The organism is Kitasatospora sp. NPDC041988 (assembly GCF_055588525.1).
Genome location: NZ_JBVJCO010000064.1, coordinates 1 through 17194, shown reverse-complemented (window position 1 = coordinate 17194; position 17194 = coordinate 1). Strand labels below are relative to the sequence as shown.

At 72.2% G+C, this 17194-nt stretch carries 16 protein-coding genes and 2 pseudogenes; 9 read left to right on the top strand and 9 right to left on the bottom strand.

The window, feature by feature from the left end:
- Positions 1-254: 254 nt before the first annotated feature.
- Entirely contained in the window at positions 255-758 is a 504-nt protein-coding gene (locus tag ACZ6NC_RS38595) for a SigE family RNA polymerase sigma factor (RefSeq protein ID WP_465555306.1), read from the top strand.
- A 20-nt stretch (positions 759-778) separates the two neighbouring features.
- A complete protein-coding gene (locus ACZ6NC_RS38590) occupies positions 779-1525 on the top strand; it encodes a hypothetical protein (protein ID WP_465738570.1) in 747 nt (248 codons plus the stop codon).
- A gap of 215 nt (positions 1526-1740) precedes the next feature.
- Here ACZ6NC_RS38590 and ACZ6NC_RS38585 read toward each other — a convergent pair whose 3' ends face one another.
- Entirely contained in the window at positions 1741-2145 is a 405-nt protein-coding gene (locus ACZ6NC_RS38585; protein WP_465738569.1) for a hypothetical protein, read from the bottom strand.
- A gap of 1253 nt (positions 2146-3398) precedes the next feature.
- Positions 3399-3782 carry a hypothetical protein gene (locus ACZ6NC_RS38580; RefSeq protein WP_465738568.1) on the bottom strand — a complete coding sequence of 128 codons (384 nt, stop codon included), beginning with the start codon at positions 3780-3782 and terminating at the stop codon, positions 3399-3401.
- A gap of 41 nt (positions 3783-3823) precedes the next feature.
- Here ACZ6NC_RS38580 and ACZ6NC_RS38575 point away from each other — a divergent pair, with 41 nt between their 5' ends.
- A complete protein-coding gene (locus tag ACZ6NC_RS38575; RefSeq protein WP_465738567.1) occupies positions 3824-4135 on the top strand; it encodes an alpha/beta fold hydrolase in 312 nt (103 codons plus the stop codon).
- Between the two features lie 296 nt (positions 4136-4431).
- On the opposite strand, the gene ACZ6NC_RS38570 is transcribed toward ACZ6NC_RS38575, so the two are convergent.
- Both ACZ6NC_RS38570 and ACZ6NC_RS38565 read right to left on the bottom strand, forming a co-directional pair.
- Positions 4432-5487: a CU044_5270 family protein gene (locus ACZ6NC_RS38570; RefSeq protein ID WP_465738566.1), complete on the bottom strand. Its 1056-nt coding sequence runs from the start codon at positions 5485-5487 to the stop codon at positions 4432-4434.
- Positions 5484-6119, bottom strand: a complete 636-nt coding sequence (locus ACZ6NC_RS38565; protein WP_465738565.1) for an RNA polymerase sigma factor — start codon at positions 6117-6119, stop codon at positions 5484-5486. The genes ACZ6NC_RS38570 and ACZ6NC_RS38565 overlap by 4 nt, the downstream gene beginning before the upstream one ends.
- Before the next feature lie 109 nt (positions 6120-6228).
- Between ACZ6NC_RS38565 and ACZ6NC_RS38560 the strand changes: the two genes are divergently transcribed.
- A complete protein-coding gene (locus ACZ6NC_RS38560; RefSeq protein WP_465738564.1) occupies positions 6229-6546 on the top strand; it encodes a hypothetical protein in 318 nt (105 codons plus the stop codon).
- Between the two features lie 971 nt (positions 6547-7517).
- On the top strand, positions 7518-8162 hold the full coding sequence (locus ACZ6NC_RS38555; protein WP_465738563.1) for a GAP family protein: 645 nt from the start codon (positions 7518-7520) through the stop codon (positions 8160-8162).
- Between the two features lie 187 nt (positions 8163-8349).
- On the opposite strand, the gene ACZ6NC_RS38550 is transcribed toward ACZ6NC_RS38555, so the two are convergent.
- The 5 genes and pseudogenes from ACZ6NC_RS38550 to ACZ6NC_RS38530 all read right to left on the bottom strand — a co-directional run bounded on the left by ACZ6NC_RS38550 (position 8350) and on the right by ACZ6NC_RS38530 (position 14020).
- Complete coding sequence (locus tag ACZ6NC_RS38550; protein ID WP_465738562.1) at positions 8350-11100, bottom strand: hypothetical protein; 2751 nt, start codon at positions 11098-11100, stop codon at positions 8350-8352.
- Positions 11097-11954: an ADP-ribosyltransferase gene (locus ACZ6NC_RS38545; RefSeq protein ID WP_465738592.1), complete on the bottom strand. Its 858-nt coding sequence runs from the start codon at positions 11952-11954 to the stop codon at positions 11097-11099. The genes ACZ6NC_RS38550 and ACZ6NC_RS38545 overlap by 4 nt, the downstream gene beginning before the upstream one ends.
- A 363-nt stretch (positions 11955-12317) precedes the next feature.
- Positions 12318-13045: pseudogene (locus tag ACZ6NC_RS38540) on the bottom strand (putative T7SS-secreted protein); the annotation flags it as partial.
- Entirely contained in the window at positions 13045-13605 is a 561-nt protein-coding gene (locus ACZ6NC_RS38535; RefSeq protein ID WP_465738561.1) for a hypothetical protein, read from the bottom strand. The pseudogene ACZ6NC_RS38540 and the gene ACZ6NC_RS38535, both read right to left, overlap by 1 nt.
- A 1-nt stretch (position 13606) precedes the next feature.
- A complete protein-coding gene (locus ACZ6NC_RS38530; RefSeq protein ID WP_465738560.1) occupies positions 13607-14020 on the bottom strand; it encodes a hypothetical protein in 414 nt (137 codons plus the stop codon).
- Positions 14021-14406: 386 nt separating this feature from the next.
- Here ACZ6NC_RS38530 and ACZ6NC_RS38525 point away from each other — a divergent pair, with 386 nt between their 5' ends.
- From ACZ6NC_RS38525 to ACZ6NC_RS38510, 4 genes and pseudogenes are all read left to right on the top strand, one after another.
- Positions 14407-14946 (top strand): hypothetical protein, encoded by a 540-nt coding sequence (locus ACZ6NC_RS38525; RefSeq protein ID WP_465738559.1) that lies wholly within the window; start codon positions 14407-14409, stop codon positions 14944-14946.
- 438 nt (positions 14947-15384) lie between these two features.
- Positions 15385-15906 carry a hypothetical protein gene (locus ACZ6NC_RS38520; RefSeq protein WP_465738558.1) on the top strand — a complete coding sequence of 174 codons (522 nt, stop codon included), beginning with the start codon at positions 15385-15387 and terminating at the stop codon, positions 15904-15906.
- On the top strand, positions 15903-16706 hold the full coding sequence (locus ACZ6NC_RS38515) for a hypothetical protein (RefSeq protein WP_465738557.1): 804 nt from the start codon (positions 15903-15905) through the stop codon (positions 16704-16706). The genes ACZ6NC_RS38520 and ACZ6NC_RS38515 overlap by 4 nt, the downstream gene beginning before the upstream one ends.
- Before the next feature lie 232 nt (positions 16707-16938).
- Positions 16939-17194 (top strand): annotated as a pseudogene (locus tag ACZ6NC_RS38510) (transposase); the annotation flags it as partial.

Sequence of the window (17194 nt, the reverse complement as noted above, 5' to 3'; positions counted from 1 at the left end):
TGTTTTCATCTAGACCATCCAGCGCAGGCGCTACTGGCTGCCCAACGAGGGCCGGTACGCCCTTTCGATGGCGCGGCCCGCGAGGGCGGCGGCTGGGGCGGGCGTGGCAACGCCCGTGAAGGCCGCGAAGTGGCGCGAGTTGATCGGCGGCTGACGGGCGGGGGTTCGGCGCAACATTTCGCGCGGCCCGATGCGTGACTACTGGTGGCGCCGGTACGACGGCGCCGCGAATCGGGGCAGGGGGCCGGGATCGGATGTCACCGGAACGTGAGAGTCAGTTCGACGAGTTCGTCGCGGCGCGCTACGCGGCGCTGCGCCGCACGGCGTATCTGCTGTGCGGGGACTGGCATCGGGCCGAGGACCTGGTGCAGGCCACGCTGATCAAGCTGTACGCGCGCTGGTCCCGGCTGCGGGACCCGCAGTCCGCGGCGGGCTACGCCCGTACCACGCTGACCCGCACCTACATCGACGGCCGGCGCCGGCGTTCCAGCGGCGAACTCACCGGCCTGGACCTGCCGGAGCAGGCCGCGGCCGGGCCGGACAACGACCGACGGCTCGCCCTGCTGGCGGCGCTGGCCCAGGTGTCGCCCCGCTACCGGGCCGTCCTGGTGCTGCGCTACTGGGAGGACCAGAGCATCGAGGAGACCTCGGCGATCCTCGGCGTGAGCACCGGAGCCGTGCGCTCCGACGCACACCGGGGCCTGGCCCAGCTGCGGGCGATCCTCGGTGAGTCGCTCAGCGAGATCGCCGCAATCTGACGCGGGGAGAGGAGAGAGGCATGACATCGCAGAACGACGCAGAGCAGGTCCACCGGATGACCGCCGCCCTGTTCCAGGAGGTGTTGGCGCAGCCGGAGCCGGACCCGCCGCCGGTGCTGGACGAGGTGCGGACAGGCGGTCGCAGGCTGCGCCGCAGGAGGCGGCTGACGGTCGGGGCGGGCGCGCTGGCCGTGCTGGCGCTGTGCGGGACGGGCGCGGTGGTAGCGGTGGGATCGCGCCCGACGTCGGTGGGGCCGGCGGCCGGGGGCACGGGCGGGCCGGTACGCCAGGACGGCATGGACCAGCTCGACAAGTTGCACGACCGGATGCTCGCCGCGCTGCGGGCGAACCTTCCGGCGGGCTACGTGAAGGTCGTCGACGGCAGCGGCCCGACCACTTTCGAGCTGGTCCGCGAGGACGGGGGCACCGTGGCGGTCGCGGCCGTCATGGGCAGCCCACTCCCGGCCGGGACGTATCCGCACAGCCCCTGCGACGCGGCCGGACCTGCCGGGCAGGCGTACTTCGCGGACTGCCGGCCGGTCACCCTCTCGGACGGCTCGACCGGCTGGCTGAGCAAGGGCACCACGAACCCGGTCACCGGCGTCACGCTGGCCACCCCGCAGGGAAAGGTGTTCGGACTCGGCGGTGTTCCCAGCGGCGGCGGCCACGACGTCGGCCCGGCCCCACTGGACGACCTCGAAGCCCTGGTCCGCGCCCCTCAGGTGGCCGCAGTGCTCCAGGGTGTCCCGATGGGCGCGCCGAGCTGAGCCGCGGCACGGGTACTCCGTACCGGCGGCGCTGGACCAGGTGCTCGGGCAGCGGGGCCGCGTGCAGGACGGTGCGACCGGAGACGGCGCGGGTGAGGGCGTCGTAGAGGCGGCGCAGGCCCGTTCGCGCCTCCGGTTCGCCGCCGACGACGGTGCTGATGCCGTGCGCGGCCACTCTCTCTTCGCGAGGTCACGCGGGTCACATCATTCCCATGTCACGAACGGAAGGGCAGCTTGCGTCTGGTGGTCGTCCGCACGGCGGAAACGGTCGACACGAAAGAGGCAGTAGAACGATGAACGCGACAGCAGCGCAGCAGCACGAGGTCCTGGTCCTGGGCGCCGGTTACGCCGGGCTCTCCGCCGCGATCCAGCTGGCGGCCCGCACCAGGAAGCGTGGGAACCTGCGAGTGACGCTGGTCAACCCTTACGACACTTTCACCGAGCGGCTCCGGCTGCACATGACCGCCACCGGCCAGGAGACGGCCGAGATGAACATCCCGGAACTGTTGGACGGCACCGGGGCCGGCTTCGTCCGCGGCTGGGTCACCGCCGTGGACGCCGAGGCAAAGACCGTCCGGATCGACGACGACCGCATTCACCCGCACCGTCCTGGAGAACATCGACCTCGACCACCTCGCCGAAGAGCACTACCGCCCCCGCCCCCACGCCACCACGCGCAAAGCCCCCGCCCGACAGTGACGCCACCCCCGCCGATCACCTTCCACGCGCCGCCCGTCACCCCCGGCTGCCAGCGCATCCGCCCCCCGCCCCGCGAAAGCACCGCGTCCTACCTCACCCGCCTGGCACACTCCTACCGGCAGAGCCTGCCCCAGCTCCTGGACGCCCTCGCCATCGCCGTCGACGCACAAGGCAAAGGCCTTGCCACCGTGCCCGGCGCCGAACTCCACCCCACCGCGCCGCCCAGGTACGCATCGCCGCCCTCGCCCACATCCCGCACCCTCACCTCGCCCGCGCCCTGCCCCACTGGGAACCCGTCGCCAGCACCCGCCTCGCCCGGCCCGGAAGCAGCCACGCCCTCCCCCACATCACCTGGCAGCGCACCGCACACCACCGGCAACCACCCGTCGCCGCCTGCCCCTCCTGCGTCCTGCACCACACCCGCGGCACCACCCGAACAGCCCGCACCTGCACCCCCCGACCACCAGCGCCTGTACTCCCGCCACCACACCTGGCCCGCCGCAGGCGAGCACAGCCCCGTCCTCAACGTGGCCGCGCTACCCGAACTCCAGCACGCACAACGCGCCCACCAGCGCCTACTACGCCACCAAGACGCGGACCTCGCCTGGAAGTGGGCCCAGACCATCACCACCCGCTGGTACGACCACCGGCACACGCGGCCCCAAGGTGGCGGCAGCGCACCGCTGCTTTGGTGGAAGCGAATTCCGAGCGCGTGCCCACCCGCGGCTCATGGGCGCTCCTGGCCCGGGACAGCGTCACCTACCCCGAAGCCGTCACCCTCGCTCTCCACCACCACCGCGTCCTCCTCACCCCCGACGACCACAACGGCACCCGCCGCCACACCCACCCTGCCGTCACCGCGTTCCTCCACCACACCGCCACCCGGCTCGGGCTCCCCGCCTGGATCCGCCCGACGACGATCCCCTGTGGGCATGGATCCACCACCACACCCAGACAAAGCCCAGCACGGCATCACCGCGCCGCACCGCCTTCCGAACACCACGCACCCACACCGGCGACCCCACCACGAACTGAAGCAGGTCAGGTCACGTCCAAGCTGTGCGACCAACCGCTCCCCCAACGACCGCTCGGCATGGCTGATGGGGCAGCGGCACCTCACACGCCAAACATCGAACACAGCGCGACAGGCCGGACCGTGGCTTCAGGTCGCCCGTCACGGGGTGCTTCCGCGTGGGGTCGGAAAATGAGCACGCCCCTCTTCGAACGTGCGGTTCCACAAAGACCGGTAGCCATCCAGCTCGTCGGAGCTGAGGTCACTGGGACCGCCGACACGAACCGCCGTGGTGTCCCAGGGGCGCAGCCCGTCGGTACGCGGCGTCAGCAGAACCCCGAGAGTGGAGACGTTCTCAGGATCGCCGGTGCGTTCAACGACCTCGTGCTGGCGCAGCCGCACGTAGCCCGGGAAGGCCCGCTGCACCAGATCGCTGAAGCGGGTGGTGCAGCCGAGGATGAGCTGGCGTCTGCCGTCGGAGTCCAGTTGCCGTCTGAAGCGCCATTTGTGCTCGTCGTCGGCCATGTTGGGGACATCGCCGAGCATGTCGAGGAGCAGCCGGCCCCACTCGGTCGGCCAGGCGCAGCATGCGCACGGTGCCCTTGGCCCGCCGCACCGCCTTTCCGGTGACCTTGTTGATCCAGGTCCGTTCGGCGTCGTCGGCCTTCGGTGCGACGGTACGGCTCTTGACCTGGACCACGGCCGCGCGCCTGCCCGGAATCGAAATCCCCACGCTCGTCGTCCACGGCCACCGCAACCGGCTCTTCCCCGTCGGCGACGGGGAGGCAATCGCGCGCGAGATCCCCCGGGCACGGCCCCTCATCCTCAACGAGACCGCCACCACGATCCCCGACGCGGCGGTTAGCGAGGTCACCGAAGCGATGCTCACACTCCGATAGACGACGGCAGGTGCCACACAGGTCCGACCTCCGCACCGGTCGGCGCGGTGGGACGGCCCAGCACGCGGACGGCACAGCACCGAACAGGCGGTCCGGCGGCCGCGGCTCGGGGCCCAGTCCCGGGCCCCGAGCCAGGTTCCGGGCCTGGTTCCGGGCCTGGTTCCGTCACCACCCCGCCGTCACACAACCCCGCCAAGGCCACCCGGCACAGGCACCGCAGCGGCAGACCCCCCGGGGCCATCCGTTCCCCGTCCGCCGGCGAACCGGGCCGGCCACCCCCACCCTGCGTGGGACCGTCAGGTCGTGGCCTGCCCGGCGCCGGGGCGCTGGTTCTTCGCGTCGACGACGGCCCGGGTGAGGACGGTCGTGCGCTCCACGACCGTGCCGGGCTTGACGCCGTTGAATTCCTGGACCTGCACGCCACGGCTGCCAAGGTACTGGTGGCTCTCCCGGTCGAAGATCCACTCCGATCGTTCGCCGGTCTGAGGATCGAGTCGCGCCAACGCGATGGCGTCACGGCCGGACGCATCCTGCGCGTGCTCGACCACGACGACACCCGGGATCTTGCCGACGGCCTCGTAGAGCGAGGCGGCGAGACCGGAGGGAACGAGCTGCTCGCGGATGATGGAGCCGATCTCGTTGAACGCCTGCTGGTCGCGGTCCCGGCTGCCGCTCACCGTCGAGTAGACGGACTTCAGCAACGCGTCGGGGTCGGCGGGCTGGGCCGCGAGCCACTGGTAGGACAGCTGCTTGCGGGGCTCGTCGTTGTCCAGCGTGATGCCGCCCTTCGACTGGTAGCCCGGCTCGTCCAGCCAGCCCCTGGTGCCGTCAGGGGACTTCCACACCTCGCGGTCGTGCAGCGGCTGGACCCAGGTGGCGGACTCCCCGGTGTCCGCGTTGTGACTGGTCGCCATGAAGGAGACCCGGCTCTTGATGTAGATGTACTGGCCCGGACCGGGCTGGGGCGTGGTGCGCGCCGTCGCGGCGGCGGCGATCGCATGGACCGTCGAGGCGAGCTGGACGGTGCTCCCCTCCTCGATCTGCACCACGGGTGCCTTGACCAGCCGCGGGGCGGGAACGGTGCCGGTGCCCGCCGAGCTACCCAGGCAGACCGCCATGGCAAGGGCCGCGGCCGCGGCGACAGGCCCCGCGACGAGGGCGGCGCGGCGCGGCGGGCGTCGCACCGCAGAGGCTGCGGGCATCTGGTCGGGCTGGTGGATCTCGCTCATCATGTGCTCCTCGAGCAGGTCTAGGCGGCTGGCCGCCAGACGCGGATCGGCCGGCGCCGGCAGCAGACGGGCCAGTTCCGCGTGGTCGAGCGGTTCGGTGCGCCGCCGCGAGTTGCGGATCATCGGTGCGTCTCCTTGTGCGGCCGGGCCGCAGTGCTGCGGCTGCCCTGTAGTTGTCCGGGGATCGAGAGCGGTTCCGTGTTCTTCCTCGCGGCGCGCAGTTCCTCGGCCGCGAGTTTGCGTAGCCGGGTGCGGGCGCGGGACAGGCGCGAGCGCACCGTGCCGACGGGTACGCCGAGGGCCGCCGCCGCTTCCGCGTAGCCGAGCCCGGACCAGACGCAGAGGGTGAACACCTCGCGTTCCGAGCGCCGCAGACCCCCCAAGGCCTTCCGGGCGGCCGCGAGTTCCTCGGAATCGGCCATGCGGCCGACGAGTTCGTCCGCGAAGTCTGGAACCGGGCCGGTCGCGGGCATGCGGGCCATGGCCACGGTGTGGCGGCGGACGGCACGCGTCGTGTTACGCAACACGTTGACGGCAATACCCATGAGCCAGGGGCGTGGGCTGTCGCCCTCGTCGCGGAGTTTCCCACGCAGGCGCCAGGCCTCGAGAAAGGTCAGCGAGACCACGTCCTCAGCGAGTGCCCAGTCTCCCGTCACGCGCACAGCGTGGCGGTACACCAAGGAGGCGTGGTCCCGGAAAAGGTCACGGAACGCTTCGGGGTTCCCGGCCCGGAGCCGGGAGTGTGGATGGTTCACGTCATGCCTTGTCCGAACAGGAAGACCGGTTCCCGTGACACGGGTCACCAGCCAGGACCAGCGAGAGTGTGCGAGACCAGACCGAAGAGCGAGAGACGAGCACCACGCCATGGTCCTGGAACGCGCGGCCGACGCGATCGAGCGGGCCAGCCACCAGGAGGTGATCCCCGGCGGCGAGGGCCGACTGACCGAGGAGCTGCGCTACGCGCTCGCCGCGGACATCCTGCTCGGCGCCACCGACACCGGCACCCTGCCCGACCTCGCCCCGGGCGAGCGGCTCGCCCTGGCCACCGCATACGCACTCGCCGCAGCTCTGCCCGCTGCGCGCTCGGCGACCTGCCCCGCGAGCTCACCCTGCTCGCCGACGAGCTGGACGCCGCCACCGGCCGCAGCGCCGCGCCGGGCGAGCGCGCGAGCGGCCGGGTGAGCACGACCAGGCGGCGGGCCCTCGGCCCGGGTGCCGCCAGGGTGCTGGCCGACACCGTCCGGGCGCCCCGCGCCGCTCTCCCGTGTTCGCCGACCGCCATCGACGCCGGGCTGCGCGCCGCCCTGGACACCTCCGAGCGGACTGTCGGGCCCGGCGCCGTCGTCCACCGCGAACCAACGAGCTGCAGTTCTTCAACAACGCGCCGGAGTCGATCGAGGTCGTAGCGGGGTGCGCGGTGTTTGTTCTTGACGTCGGAGCCGGGCCGGGGTCATCGTTCGGGCCGTGCCGCAGGGCGGGGCTTCGCGTGGCGGTGCCCGGCAAGGCGGCCTCGAACGGGGCGGAGGTCCGGGCCGACACCGGCGGTGGAGGGGTGTCCGTCTGCCGCGCGGCCGGCAACGTCGTTCTTCATGACAGCGATCCCGCCGGTGCCGGGGCGACGGCGGTTGCCGGGCCGGTGCCGGCGTCGGCCTTCAGGGCCCGCGCGGCAGCGCCGCCCGATGCCGGCCGTTCCCGTCTGAGGACGCTGCCTCTCCGATTCGTTCCACCGCCGGGACCGGCGGCGCGGACGGCGCCACGTACGGTGCCTGAAGCATCCTTCGAAGGCTAGAGAATGCCGTGCGTGCATGCGACACAAGCACCTTCCGCGGTCGGCGCCGTGGTGAGCCCCGTGTCCTTACGCCGTTGGGGCGAAAGCATCCGCCCAATGGGCAACGACCCTGCGAAGGCGTCGCAGGCGTTCCGGGGCTGCCGAAGATGTACCACCGTGGTGGTTACGCGCGGCCCCAGTCGAATGCAGGTCCGAGAATCGGATCGACGCGTTCGGGGATGTGCGCGTGGCCTGCTTGACCGGCCGGGGCGCCGCCCACAGAGTCGGGATGCGGCACCCGCAGCAGCGCCGTCCCCGACTTGGCCGACCCGTGCGCCCCTCCACGCGCGGCAGGCGGCCCCGACCTCAAGAAGAGGCTGATCCGGTGGTCCTCGACCTGGTCGTCATCGGTACGGCCATCACCCTGGGGCCCTTGCACAACAGCGCCTTCATCCTGCTGCTCTCCTCCCACCGTGGCACTCGCCAGGGCCTGGCGTTCCTGTTGTCGTGGCTGGCCAACCTGGTCGCCGTGATCGCGTGTGTGGTTCTGCTGACCGGCGGTCAGCCTCCGAGCCGCCACAGCGCGCCGTCCACCGTGGCGGTCGGCGCCAAGCTCGCCATCGGTCTCGGCATGGTCCTGTACGGCGCGCACCGGCACCGCAGGCCGCCCCGCCCGCACGGCCCGCCGCGCTGGACGGCCCGGATCGACGACGCCTCCCCTGCCACGGCAGCCGGACTTGCCTGGCTGCTGCAGCCCTGGGCAATGGTCGGTGCCGGCGCCGCGACGGCCGTCGACGCGAGCCTGTCGACCGTCACCGACTGGCTCGTGCTGACCGGTTACTGCGTGCTGGCCACACTCAGCCTCATCGTGATGGAGATGTACACACTCTGGGCACCCGCCGCCGCAGGTGCCCGGTTGAACGCCCTGCGGACCTGGCTGGAGCAGCACCAGGAGCAGCTGATCGTCACGCTCTCCCTGCTTGTCGGCCTGTGGCTGACGGCGCGGAGCATCTACGAGCTGGTCGCCTGACGCAGGGCCTGGATTGCCGTTCGTGTACGGCTCCCCCGGCTCCGCGCGGGATGGCCACCCGAGCGGCCCCGCCGCTCGCGGTTACGGACCTGGTCAGCCGGCTCGGCGATCGTGCACCGGATCCCACGCCTGCACCCGTGATGAACGCCCGCACGCCTGCTGAGCTGGTGATGATGGCGTATGGGGCTCAGTACATGCTCACCGCCATGACAGCGTCGGGCAGACCTACGCAGATCTGGCCGTCCGGGGTGGCGGCAAGGCTGTGGACGGAGCCGCCGAGGCGCAGGTCGACGGTCTCGGTGGTGGGACCGTGCAGGCGGAGTCGGATCAGGCCGTCGGACCAGGCCGCGGCGGTGAGGAGGCCGTTGGGGGTGTCGGCGGCGGCCACGGCGGTGACGGGGCAGGGCCGTGCGTCGATGCGCACCGGTTCGGCGGTGGAGTGGTACCAGTGCCAGACGGTTCCGTCGGCGCCGCCGCTGATCTGGAGGAGCCCGTCCTGGGCGGGGGTGAGGTCGACGGCGGTGACCGGGCCGCGGTGAGGGCGCTTGCTGGAGAGGAGGCCGCCGTCGGTGCGGATGTAGGACATTGCGCCGTTGTCGTCGCCGGTGGCGAGGACCTGACCGTCGGCGCCCTCGGCCACGGCAGCGGCGGTGAGAGCGTCGCTCGTGCGGCGGGTGATGGCGTCGAGGACGTCGGCGAGGGGGCTTTCGGGCGCTCCGGCTGGTGGCAGGGAGGTCACGGCGCCGTCCCGGCCGAGCAGCACCACGGCGCCGTCGTCCCCGATTAGGAGGGCGGCGTAGTGGCCTTCGGGGAGCCGTTGCGGACCGAGCCCAGCGCTGGGTGTGCCGGTCTGCGGGTCGATGAAGCGCAGCATGCCGGTCGTGGCGACGGGGAGGTGCTCGCTGTAGGCGAGGTGTCCGCGGTAGGGGCCGTGCCCGCGTACTAGGTACCGGATGCGGCCGGCGGTGGGTCGGTGCGACCAGCGGGCCCGCCACCGCTGGCCTGAGATGGTCGCAAGGGCGTCTGCGGCCTGCTGGTGGCGGCCGGCAAGGTGGGCGTGGAGGGCGGCCGCGCGGTCGGCCGGGGTGTGGGCGGCGGCGCAGACCGGGCCGGCCAGCTCCCACGCTTCGGCAAAGACGGCGAGGTACTCGTTGCCGGGCTCGTTTTGTTCGCGGACGTGGTCGAAGGCCGCAGTGACGGCGGCCGGGTCGGTGTGGACCAGTACATAGGGGTTGGTCAGGAGTTGGTCGGCGAAGCCGGCCAGCACGGTATGCCGCAGCAGGATGCCCAGGAGGGCGGGGTCAGCTTGGGTGAGGTCGGGCCGGCCGTCGTCGAGCAGGGGGACGGTCGCGGCGGTGGCGCGTGCCAGGGCGGCGTGGTCGGCCGGCGGGCGAACGGCGGCAAGGTGGTAGGCGAGCTGCTGCGGGGCCAGCCGCCAGAGGGCGCGCGCGCCGTCGGCGGGCGGGAGCAGGCGGGCGGCCGCGCGGTGGACCGTGTCGGCGCCGCCGGCCCCGGGCAGGGCGGCCCAGGTCGCCAGGGTGACGGGGCGTCCGGCATCGGCCAGGGCGTTGACGGCCGACCGCTCGTCGTCGGGCAGCGCGTGCCACCAGGCTTCGGCCAGATCAGTGGCCTGGCCGGCCGGGGTGCGGGCGGCGAGGTGGGCGAGACCAGGGCTCGGGTAGACCCGGCCGGCATCCACGGACGTCCCGCCCAGGCCGGCGCACCAGTCGGCGAAGCGGTCGCGGTCGGTCCACCGGGGGTCGTCCAGGTCCAGGACGGCGGCCCGGGGATCGACGGCATGCAGGGCAGCCGCGGCAGCAGTGCCGGAGGCGCACTCCACCACCAGCCGGAGCCACGGGATCCGGGCCAGCGGAGCGAGCAGGTCGGCGGCGATCCGCTCGGGCGCATCCGCCCTCAGCCCGCCCCCGGCCAGGTCGAGGTCGGTGACCACCAGGGTGCGCGGTATGCCGTCCTGCAGGGCCTCCAGCAATTCCTCCGGCGTGCCCGCGACCAGGCCGAGCCGCGCCGCCAGCAGCCAGGTTGCGCTGCGCACGGTGAGGCCGTCAGCGGACAGCACGGCGTGCACGCGGCGGGCGGTGCGCGGGTTGTCGGGCGGGCAGGCGGCGGCGAACCAGGCGAGCAGGTGCGTACGGCCACTGCCGGAGGAGCCGGTGACGCGGCACGTCCGCGGCGCCGTCGGGTCGGCCAGCCAGTCGAGCAGGGCCCGCCCGGCCGGGCGCCGGCCTGCCCCCAGCGGCGGCACCGGAGTGGCGTCGGTCTCCTCCGGGCCGGGCGGGACGGCCTGCTGGTAGGCGGGGTTGTGCCAGAACCGCAGGACACGGCCGTGGGTGTCGGTCTGCCAGGCCCCGGCGACGGCGTGCACGAGGACCCGTCCGCCCGGGTCGTGTCCCTCGTCGACCTGGTAGAGCCATCCGCCGGCCGCGCGGGCGGCCTCGGCCTGCTCAGCACTGAGCGGCGGATCGGGGCGCCAGCCGCGGGGCTTGGCCGGATCCCCTACCGGCGTGCCGTTGGCTGCGAGTTCGGCGAGCCAGGTGAGGCTGGGTGCCGTCGCCCGCGAATCGGGCAAGATGCGGCCCGACAGCCGGGTGCCGGGCTCGGACATCAGTTCATGTACGGCCTGGGACGGTGTGAGGCCACGGGCCTTGGCACGCCGTAGCTTGTCGTTCCAGAAGATGGCGGCGTTCTCGTTGGGCAGCTGCCGCCACCACTCGTAGCCCGCCGCGTCGTCCTCGTCGCAGAACCAGATCAGACCGGTCGGATACTCGTTCTCGTAGAACGTGACAAAGAACTCCACGGGTTTGTCCGTGGTCCGGTTGTACCGGGGCAATGAGCTGACCAGTTTGAACTGCAGGTCCGCGATGAGACGTGGGTTGATGTTGGGGTCGCTCACCGACTGCTCGATTCCGTCACGGGTCATCCCAGGACCCTGCCGAATACATGATATTGACTGCCGACCTGGATGACCCGGTCCACCTGCCACGTGAGGCCCCGGCCGAGCAGCAGCTCGCGCTCTGAGTTACCAGCCCGGCCGACTTTCTCCACCCACAGGCCGGGCGTGCCCTCCGGCACCACGAGGTGCAGGACACCTTGCTTGCCTGCGAAACTGCTGGGCACCTCACCGATCGCGGTCGACATGAAGCCGTCCTCGGTGAACCTGTGGCCCTTCATGTCCATCGGGTTTTCGAAGCCGAGGTGTCCCAGGTCGGTCCCGCGGCCGACGATGACGTCCTCGGGGACCCTCTGGGCCTCAAGAGCCTTGTCGAGCTGAGGAATCAGGCGATTAGCCTCGGGCGTCACAGGGCCGGTGCCGCGCAGGGCTCCGTTGATCTCACCGTCGGAGCCCCACGTGTACTTCGCGACCGCGTCCTTCTGCTCGGCCGGGAGCCTCTCCGCGACATCGTTCCAGGTCTTCGCCCCGAACTCCTTGACATCGATGTCGTCGAAGAAGTCCCGGGCCCTCCCCGCAAGGTCGCGCTCGGCGGCCCGCACCTCCACCAACTGGCTGTCCCGTAGGGCCGCGGCCGCAGGATCGTAGCCCTTAGGAAGAATCACGATCGGAGGGATCGGTTTCGGGGCGGCCGCGGCCTCCTTGGCAGCCTTCTCCGCTGCCTCCGTCGCGGCCTTCTCGGCAGCTTCCGTGGCCGTCTTCTCCGCGGCCTTCTCCGCCGCCTCCTGGGCCGCCTTCTTGGCGGCGTTCTCGGCAACGGCGGCGGCTTCGCGTTCGGCAACAGTGGCGGCGGTACCGCCGCCACCGGTGCCGGCACCGATCATGAAATTGCCGACGAGCTTGCCGCCCGCCTCGGACGGGTCGTTGCCCCAACCACTCCCGACCAGGCCCTTGAGCAGATCGACGGGGTGGTCACCGGCCTGGATCAGACCGGCGGTGGTGGTGGAGAGTCCGTCGAGATACTGGGCCGGGTGGGACAGGCTGTACGGGTCCATGGGGTTCAGGGAGCGGCCGAGCTTGACCAGGTCGGTGCCGCTCTTCACCAGCCCGCCGTAGAAATGCTCGTACGCCACCGGAACGGCCATCAGGCCGTCCTTGACCTCGGCCTTGAGGATCTGCATCTTGCTCGGCATCGCCGGCGCCGACGCAACCAGGGCCGCGATCGCGTCAGCCGCGGTCCGCGCGGCCGAGTCCCGCTGAGTGCGGGCCGCGTCCAGCTTCTCGTCGGCATGCTGGAACTCGGCCTCGGCCGGGTTCTTGAACTCGCCCGGCTTGGCCGGCGGGGTCGCGGGCCGCTGGTCGGCGGGCGTGGAGTTGTAGGCCTTGACCCGCAGGTCATAGGTGAGCGCGTCGTCGATCGCGGATTTCATCGCCGCGTCGAACTTCTTCTTCGCCTCCTTCCACAACCTCGCGGCCTCCGCGGCCTCGCCCTGCGCCCAGGTGACGGTGTGCGCATACGCCTCCAGCGCGACGGCGGCCTTGCCGCAGGCGTCCGCGGCGCTCAGCCACTGCTTGGGCTGCGGATCGAACGCCTGCTGGAACGCCTCCGCGGCGGCGCCGGTCAGTGCTCGTGGTCGAGTTTGGCCAGGCCGGTGCCGGTCTTCTCGAACGCGTCGTGGAACTTCTTCAGGTGCCCGGCGACCTCGTTGAGCTTTTTCGCGTCACCGTGGACCAGTTCCTTCGGATCACTGGTCTGATCGAGCCCGCGCTCGCCGACCTTCAGCCCGGCCTCGTCCGCGACGTCGTCGCCCCACCCGTTGACCTTCTGGGCCGCGCCGTGCAGCCCGGCCTCGTCCAGGGCGCCGCCCACCAGGTGGGAGCCCTTCTGGATGGCCTTCCCGCCGGCCTTGACGCCCGAGTCGACGACGGCCTCGGTCACATCGACGAGGTCGGTGATGCTGAAGTGCAGGCCCATCAGTGGTCACCCGCCGCGGCCTCGGCGATCTTCTTGTTGATCCCGAACGGGCCCTCCAGCTTCTCCTTCCCGACGTCCTTCCACGTCTTCCCGATGTTGTCGAAGGCCTTGTCCGCGGACTCCTGCGAGAAGTCGGGGTTGGTGAGCTGGGTGTAGGGGTTGTCAGCCCACACCTGATCCCAGGACTTGCCTTCGATCTGCTCCTCGCTCTGGTGCGGGTTGCCGATGCCCGCCGCGACCACGTCCTTCAGCAGGCCGCTGCCGTACTTCTCCTGCTCGTGGTAGTAACCCGCCGACAGGCCGAGCTTCACGGCGATGTCCGTACCCTCCTGCACCAGCGCCCGCACCCCCCACGACCAGCGCTCGCAGAAGTCCGTGAACACCGCCTGCAAGTCCTGGTGGCCGGCCTCCATCCCCGACAGCTCCAGCTCCGAGAACCCCCGCCCGGACTCCGCGAGACCGGCGATCCCCAGCGCCTGCAACTCGGCGATCGCCCCGTTGATGCCCGCTTCCGCCAGCTTCAGCGCCTCAGGATCAACCCCGAACCCCGACCCCGCCATGTCACCGCTCCCCCGTCGTCACCATCGGCCCGTCCAGGGCCACGTCGTCCGGCACGATCCCCCGCATCGGCGGGAACAGCATCGGCTCCGCCCCCGCCACATCCAACGCCACCCCACCCGGAACCCCCAGCCCCGGCACCGCCACATCCAGCAACCGCGAACCCAGCACCGTCAGATACGGCAACCCCTCCACCGGCACGTCCTTCACCCGCGCGAACGCCGCCAGCTCCTCCTCCGACGTGAACGCGAAAATCCAGCGCAGACCACCCTCATCCGCCGTCCACACCCCCTCCTCCCCCCACCGCGGCACCAACAGCGCACTCAACCGGAACTGCGCCAGCATCAGAGCCGGGTCACCCACCCCCGCCCGCAGCATCCGCACCTGATGCACCAGACCCGCGTTACGCACCGTCACCCCCTGATCGTTCCCGAACCTTACTCGGCCAGCGCCGTAGAGCAGAAGCAGCCAGCCATGGGTCGGTTCGATCGCCCCTGCCAGCCGATACCGGGTATGCACCCGGTCCGCCAGTCGGTGTGTCGGAGCCGACCAGCACGCTGCCGGTCGGCCCCAGACCGACCACGGCGAGCGGTGACGCCACCTGCCGGTCGGTCCCGGGGGCCTGTTCCTGACCGGTGCGCTCCGCGGTGTGGTCCATCAGAGGGGCCTGCTCAGGTACGGGGCGCCCGCGCGGCGAAGCCAGCAGGCGGTTACTTTCCGAAATGGGTGCCGGACTGTCAGTACCCATGGATACCCTCTCGGCGGAGCGGCTGGAGCCGCTTTCGACGGATGGAGGGGCAGGGGTGGACAAGGTCACCGCACAGCTCGCACAGCTGCAGAAGGACGTCGGACGGCACCATGCGACCGCGGCCGCGCTCCCGCCCGGCGCGGCCGGCCGGGAAGCCGCGTTCGCGGAACTGCTCACCGCCACGGACAGCCTCCTCGCCTACGACGCGCAGGTGCCTGGCCTGCGCGAAGAGCCGGCTCGCCGCACCACCCAGCTCTTCGTGCTGTGGACCGCCCGGGGCGCAGCCGCCGTCGCGGCGCTCACCGCCGCCGCCGTGCTCCCCGGCTGGGTGGCCTGGGGTTGGCTGCTCCTCCTGCTGCCCGTCCTGTTCGCCGCCCTGGCCGCGGGCTGGCAGGCCAAGCCGCTGGCGCAAGGCCGCCCCCACCTGCGCCATCGGTTCAGCGCGGTGCTGCTCGCCGTCTGCGCGCTGCTGCTGAGCGCCGTGGCTGCCGGTGTTCTCAGCGCCTGGTGGACGATCGCCGCCGCTGCCTGCGCGGGCGGCGCCTTCCTCACCAGCCTCCCGGACGACACGAGCACGAACAGGAGCACCACGTGACCACGCCCTACGACGGCGACCTGGAGCGCCGGGTCAAGCAGCTCCGGTACTCGGTGGACACCGTGGAGTCGACCCTCCAAAGCCTGCGCCAGGAGTTCGACGAGGATACGTCCGGCCTCAGCGACCGTTTGGACACCGTCGAGTCCCGGCTCCGTGAGAGGCGCGACAGCATCGAGGCGCTGGAGGAACGCGCCGACACCACCGACAGCGAACTCGCGGACCTGCACAGCACGGTCGAGGACTTCGGCCAGCGGGTCGCCTGGCTGGAACGCCGCGTGCGCACCGCCGCCGGCGGCTCCGCCGTCGACCTCGACGTCACCGACCACGAGACCGAGCAGCTGGTGAAGAGGATCGCCGCCGGACGGGCCGCCGAGGCCCAGCTGCTCCCCGCGGCCGACCGCGCCCGCCACACCCAGAGCTCACCGCGTCTACGACGCGGTGAGCGCCCGTCTGGAGGAGGCCCGCGCCGCCGTCCTGGAGGCCGCCTCCACCCTCGCCACCGCCTCCCACGGCAGCGCCGCCTTCACGAAGGCCGCCACCGCCTACCGCCAGGCGAGCACGACCGTGCGCACCACCGGGGCCCAGATCGGCCAGCTCCGGAGCACCGCCGACGCGGCCCGCAGCGCGCTCGACCGCGACGAATCCCTCGACCAGGCCCTCGCCGAGGCCGCCGCCGCCGGCCAGGACGCCCACCAGCACCTCGCCCGGATCGCCCGAGCCCGCATCAGCACCGCCCTCACCGGCAACGACCTGCTCCCGGTCTGGTTCACGACCGTGTTGGGCCCGATGCCGCCCCGCGACCGCACCGAGGCCTGGCTCGACGCCGCGACCAAGACCCTGACCTACAGGCTCTCGTACTGCGTGGTCGACGAGGTCCTGGCCCTGGGCACCATCCCCGCCCAGGCCACCGCCCGCCAGCGCGCCGACCACCAGGCCGCCGGGAAGGACCTACGCCGGTGACCGCTCCCCCACCGGCTCCCACGCCCGGCCAGGACCGGCTCGACCCGGTCCTGGCCGACCGCGTCATGGACTCCCTCCACCTGGCCGGCCTGCCCATCGCCCACGGCGGCCACGGCCCCGGCGTCCGCCTCCGCCCCGCCGAGCCCCTCAACGACGACGACGCCTGCCGCGGACAGATCGCCCTGCACTGGCTCCCGTCCCCGCGCCTGAGGGCCACAGCCGCCACCGAGCGGCACCAGCAGCCCGCCCACTCCGCCCGGCAACTCGTCGTCAACGCCGTCCAGCACGCCGTGACGGACTGCCTCCCGGCGCTCGGCACCACCGCCCGGCAGTCCTTCACGCTCTGGGAGATCCGGGTCGGCCACGCCGACCCCCTCCCCCTCGAATACGCCGCCCTGCCCGGCCCCCGGCCCACCGGACCGCCGTCCGTCGCCGTCGGAATCCGGCCCGACGTCGCCGCGGCCGTCCGCCGCAGCGCCGCTCTCGCCGGCTTGCCCGTCGCCACCCGCCCCGGAGACCCGGGCATCGCGCTGCGCCCGTGCCCGCCCCTCGACATCGACGACGACACCACCAGCATCGCCGACCTCGACTGGAACCCCTCCCGCCGCCTCGCGGCCGCCGCCGTCACCAGCCGCACCGCCTGGAACCTGAGCACCGCCGTAGAAGACGCCGTCCGCAAGGCCCTGCCCGTCGTCCTCGGCGCCTGCGGCCTCGACGGGTGGTGGCGCCGCCCCGACGGTCTCCCACCACAGCTGCGCGCCTACGGACCCAGCGATGATGCAGGTCGGGCCCGCCCATGAACCGGGGGCGGGCCAACCCGCTTGTAGGCGCGCCCAGGCAGCGAGCGGGGGAAGGGAGGGAGTGGGCTGGCCAGAGGGGACGGAGTGGAGGAGCCGGGAGCGGCGGACGACTCGGAGCGCTGCGCCGCCCCCTGCAGCTCATGGTCCGCTCCCCCGGTCAGCCGGCGGACGCTCCGGCGGCGGCGTACCGCTCCCACCACCGCGCCCACAACGGCAGGGCAGCACCGATCGGATCCTGCGACTCGCCAGCGAGCAGCGCCGCCGAATGCGCGACTACGTTCGCGGCCCTACTCGGCCCGGTCGGCCGCAAGAACGGCTGGCAGCTGGCCGAATACGCAGGTCATGCCACCCCTGACGGGCTGCAGCACCTGCTTGCAGGTTCCCGCTGGGACGCGGACGAGATCCGCGACGAGCTCCAGCACTACGTCGCCGAACGCCTCGGCGAGATCAACGGTGTCCTGATCCTCGACGACACCGGCTTCATCAAG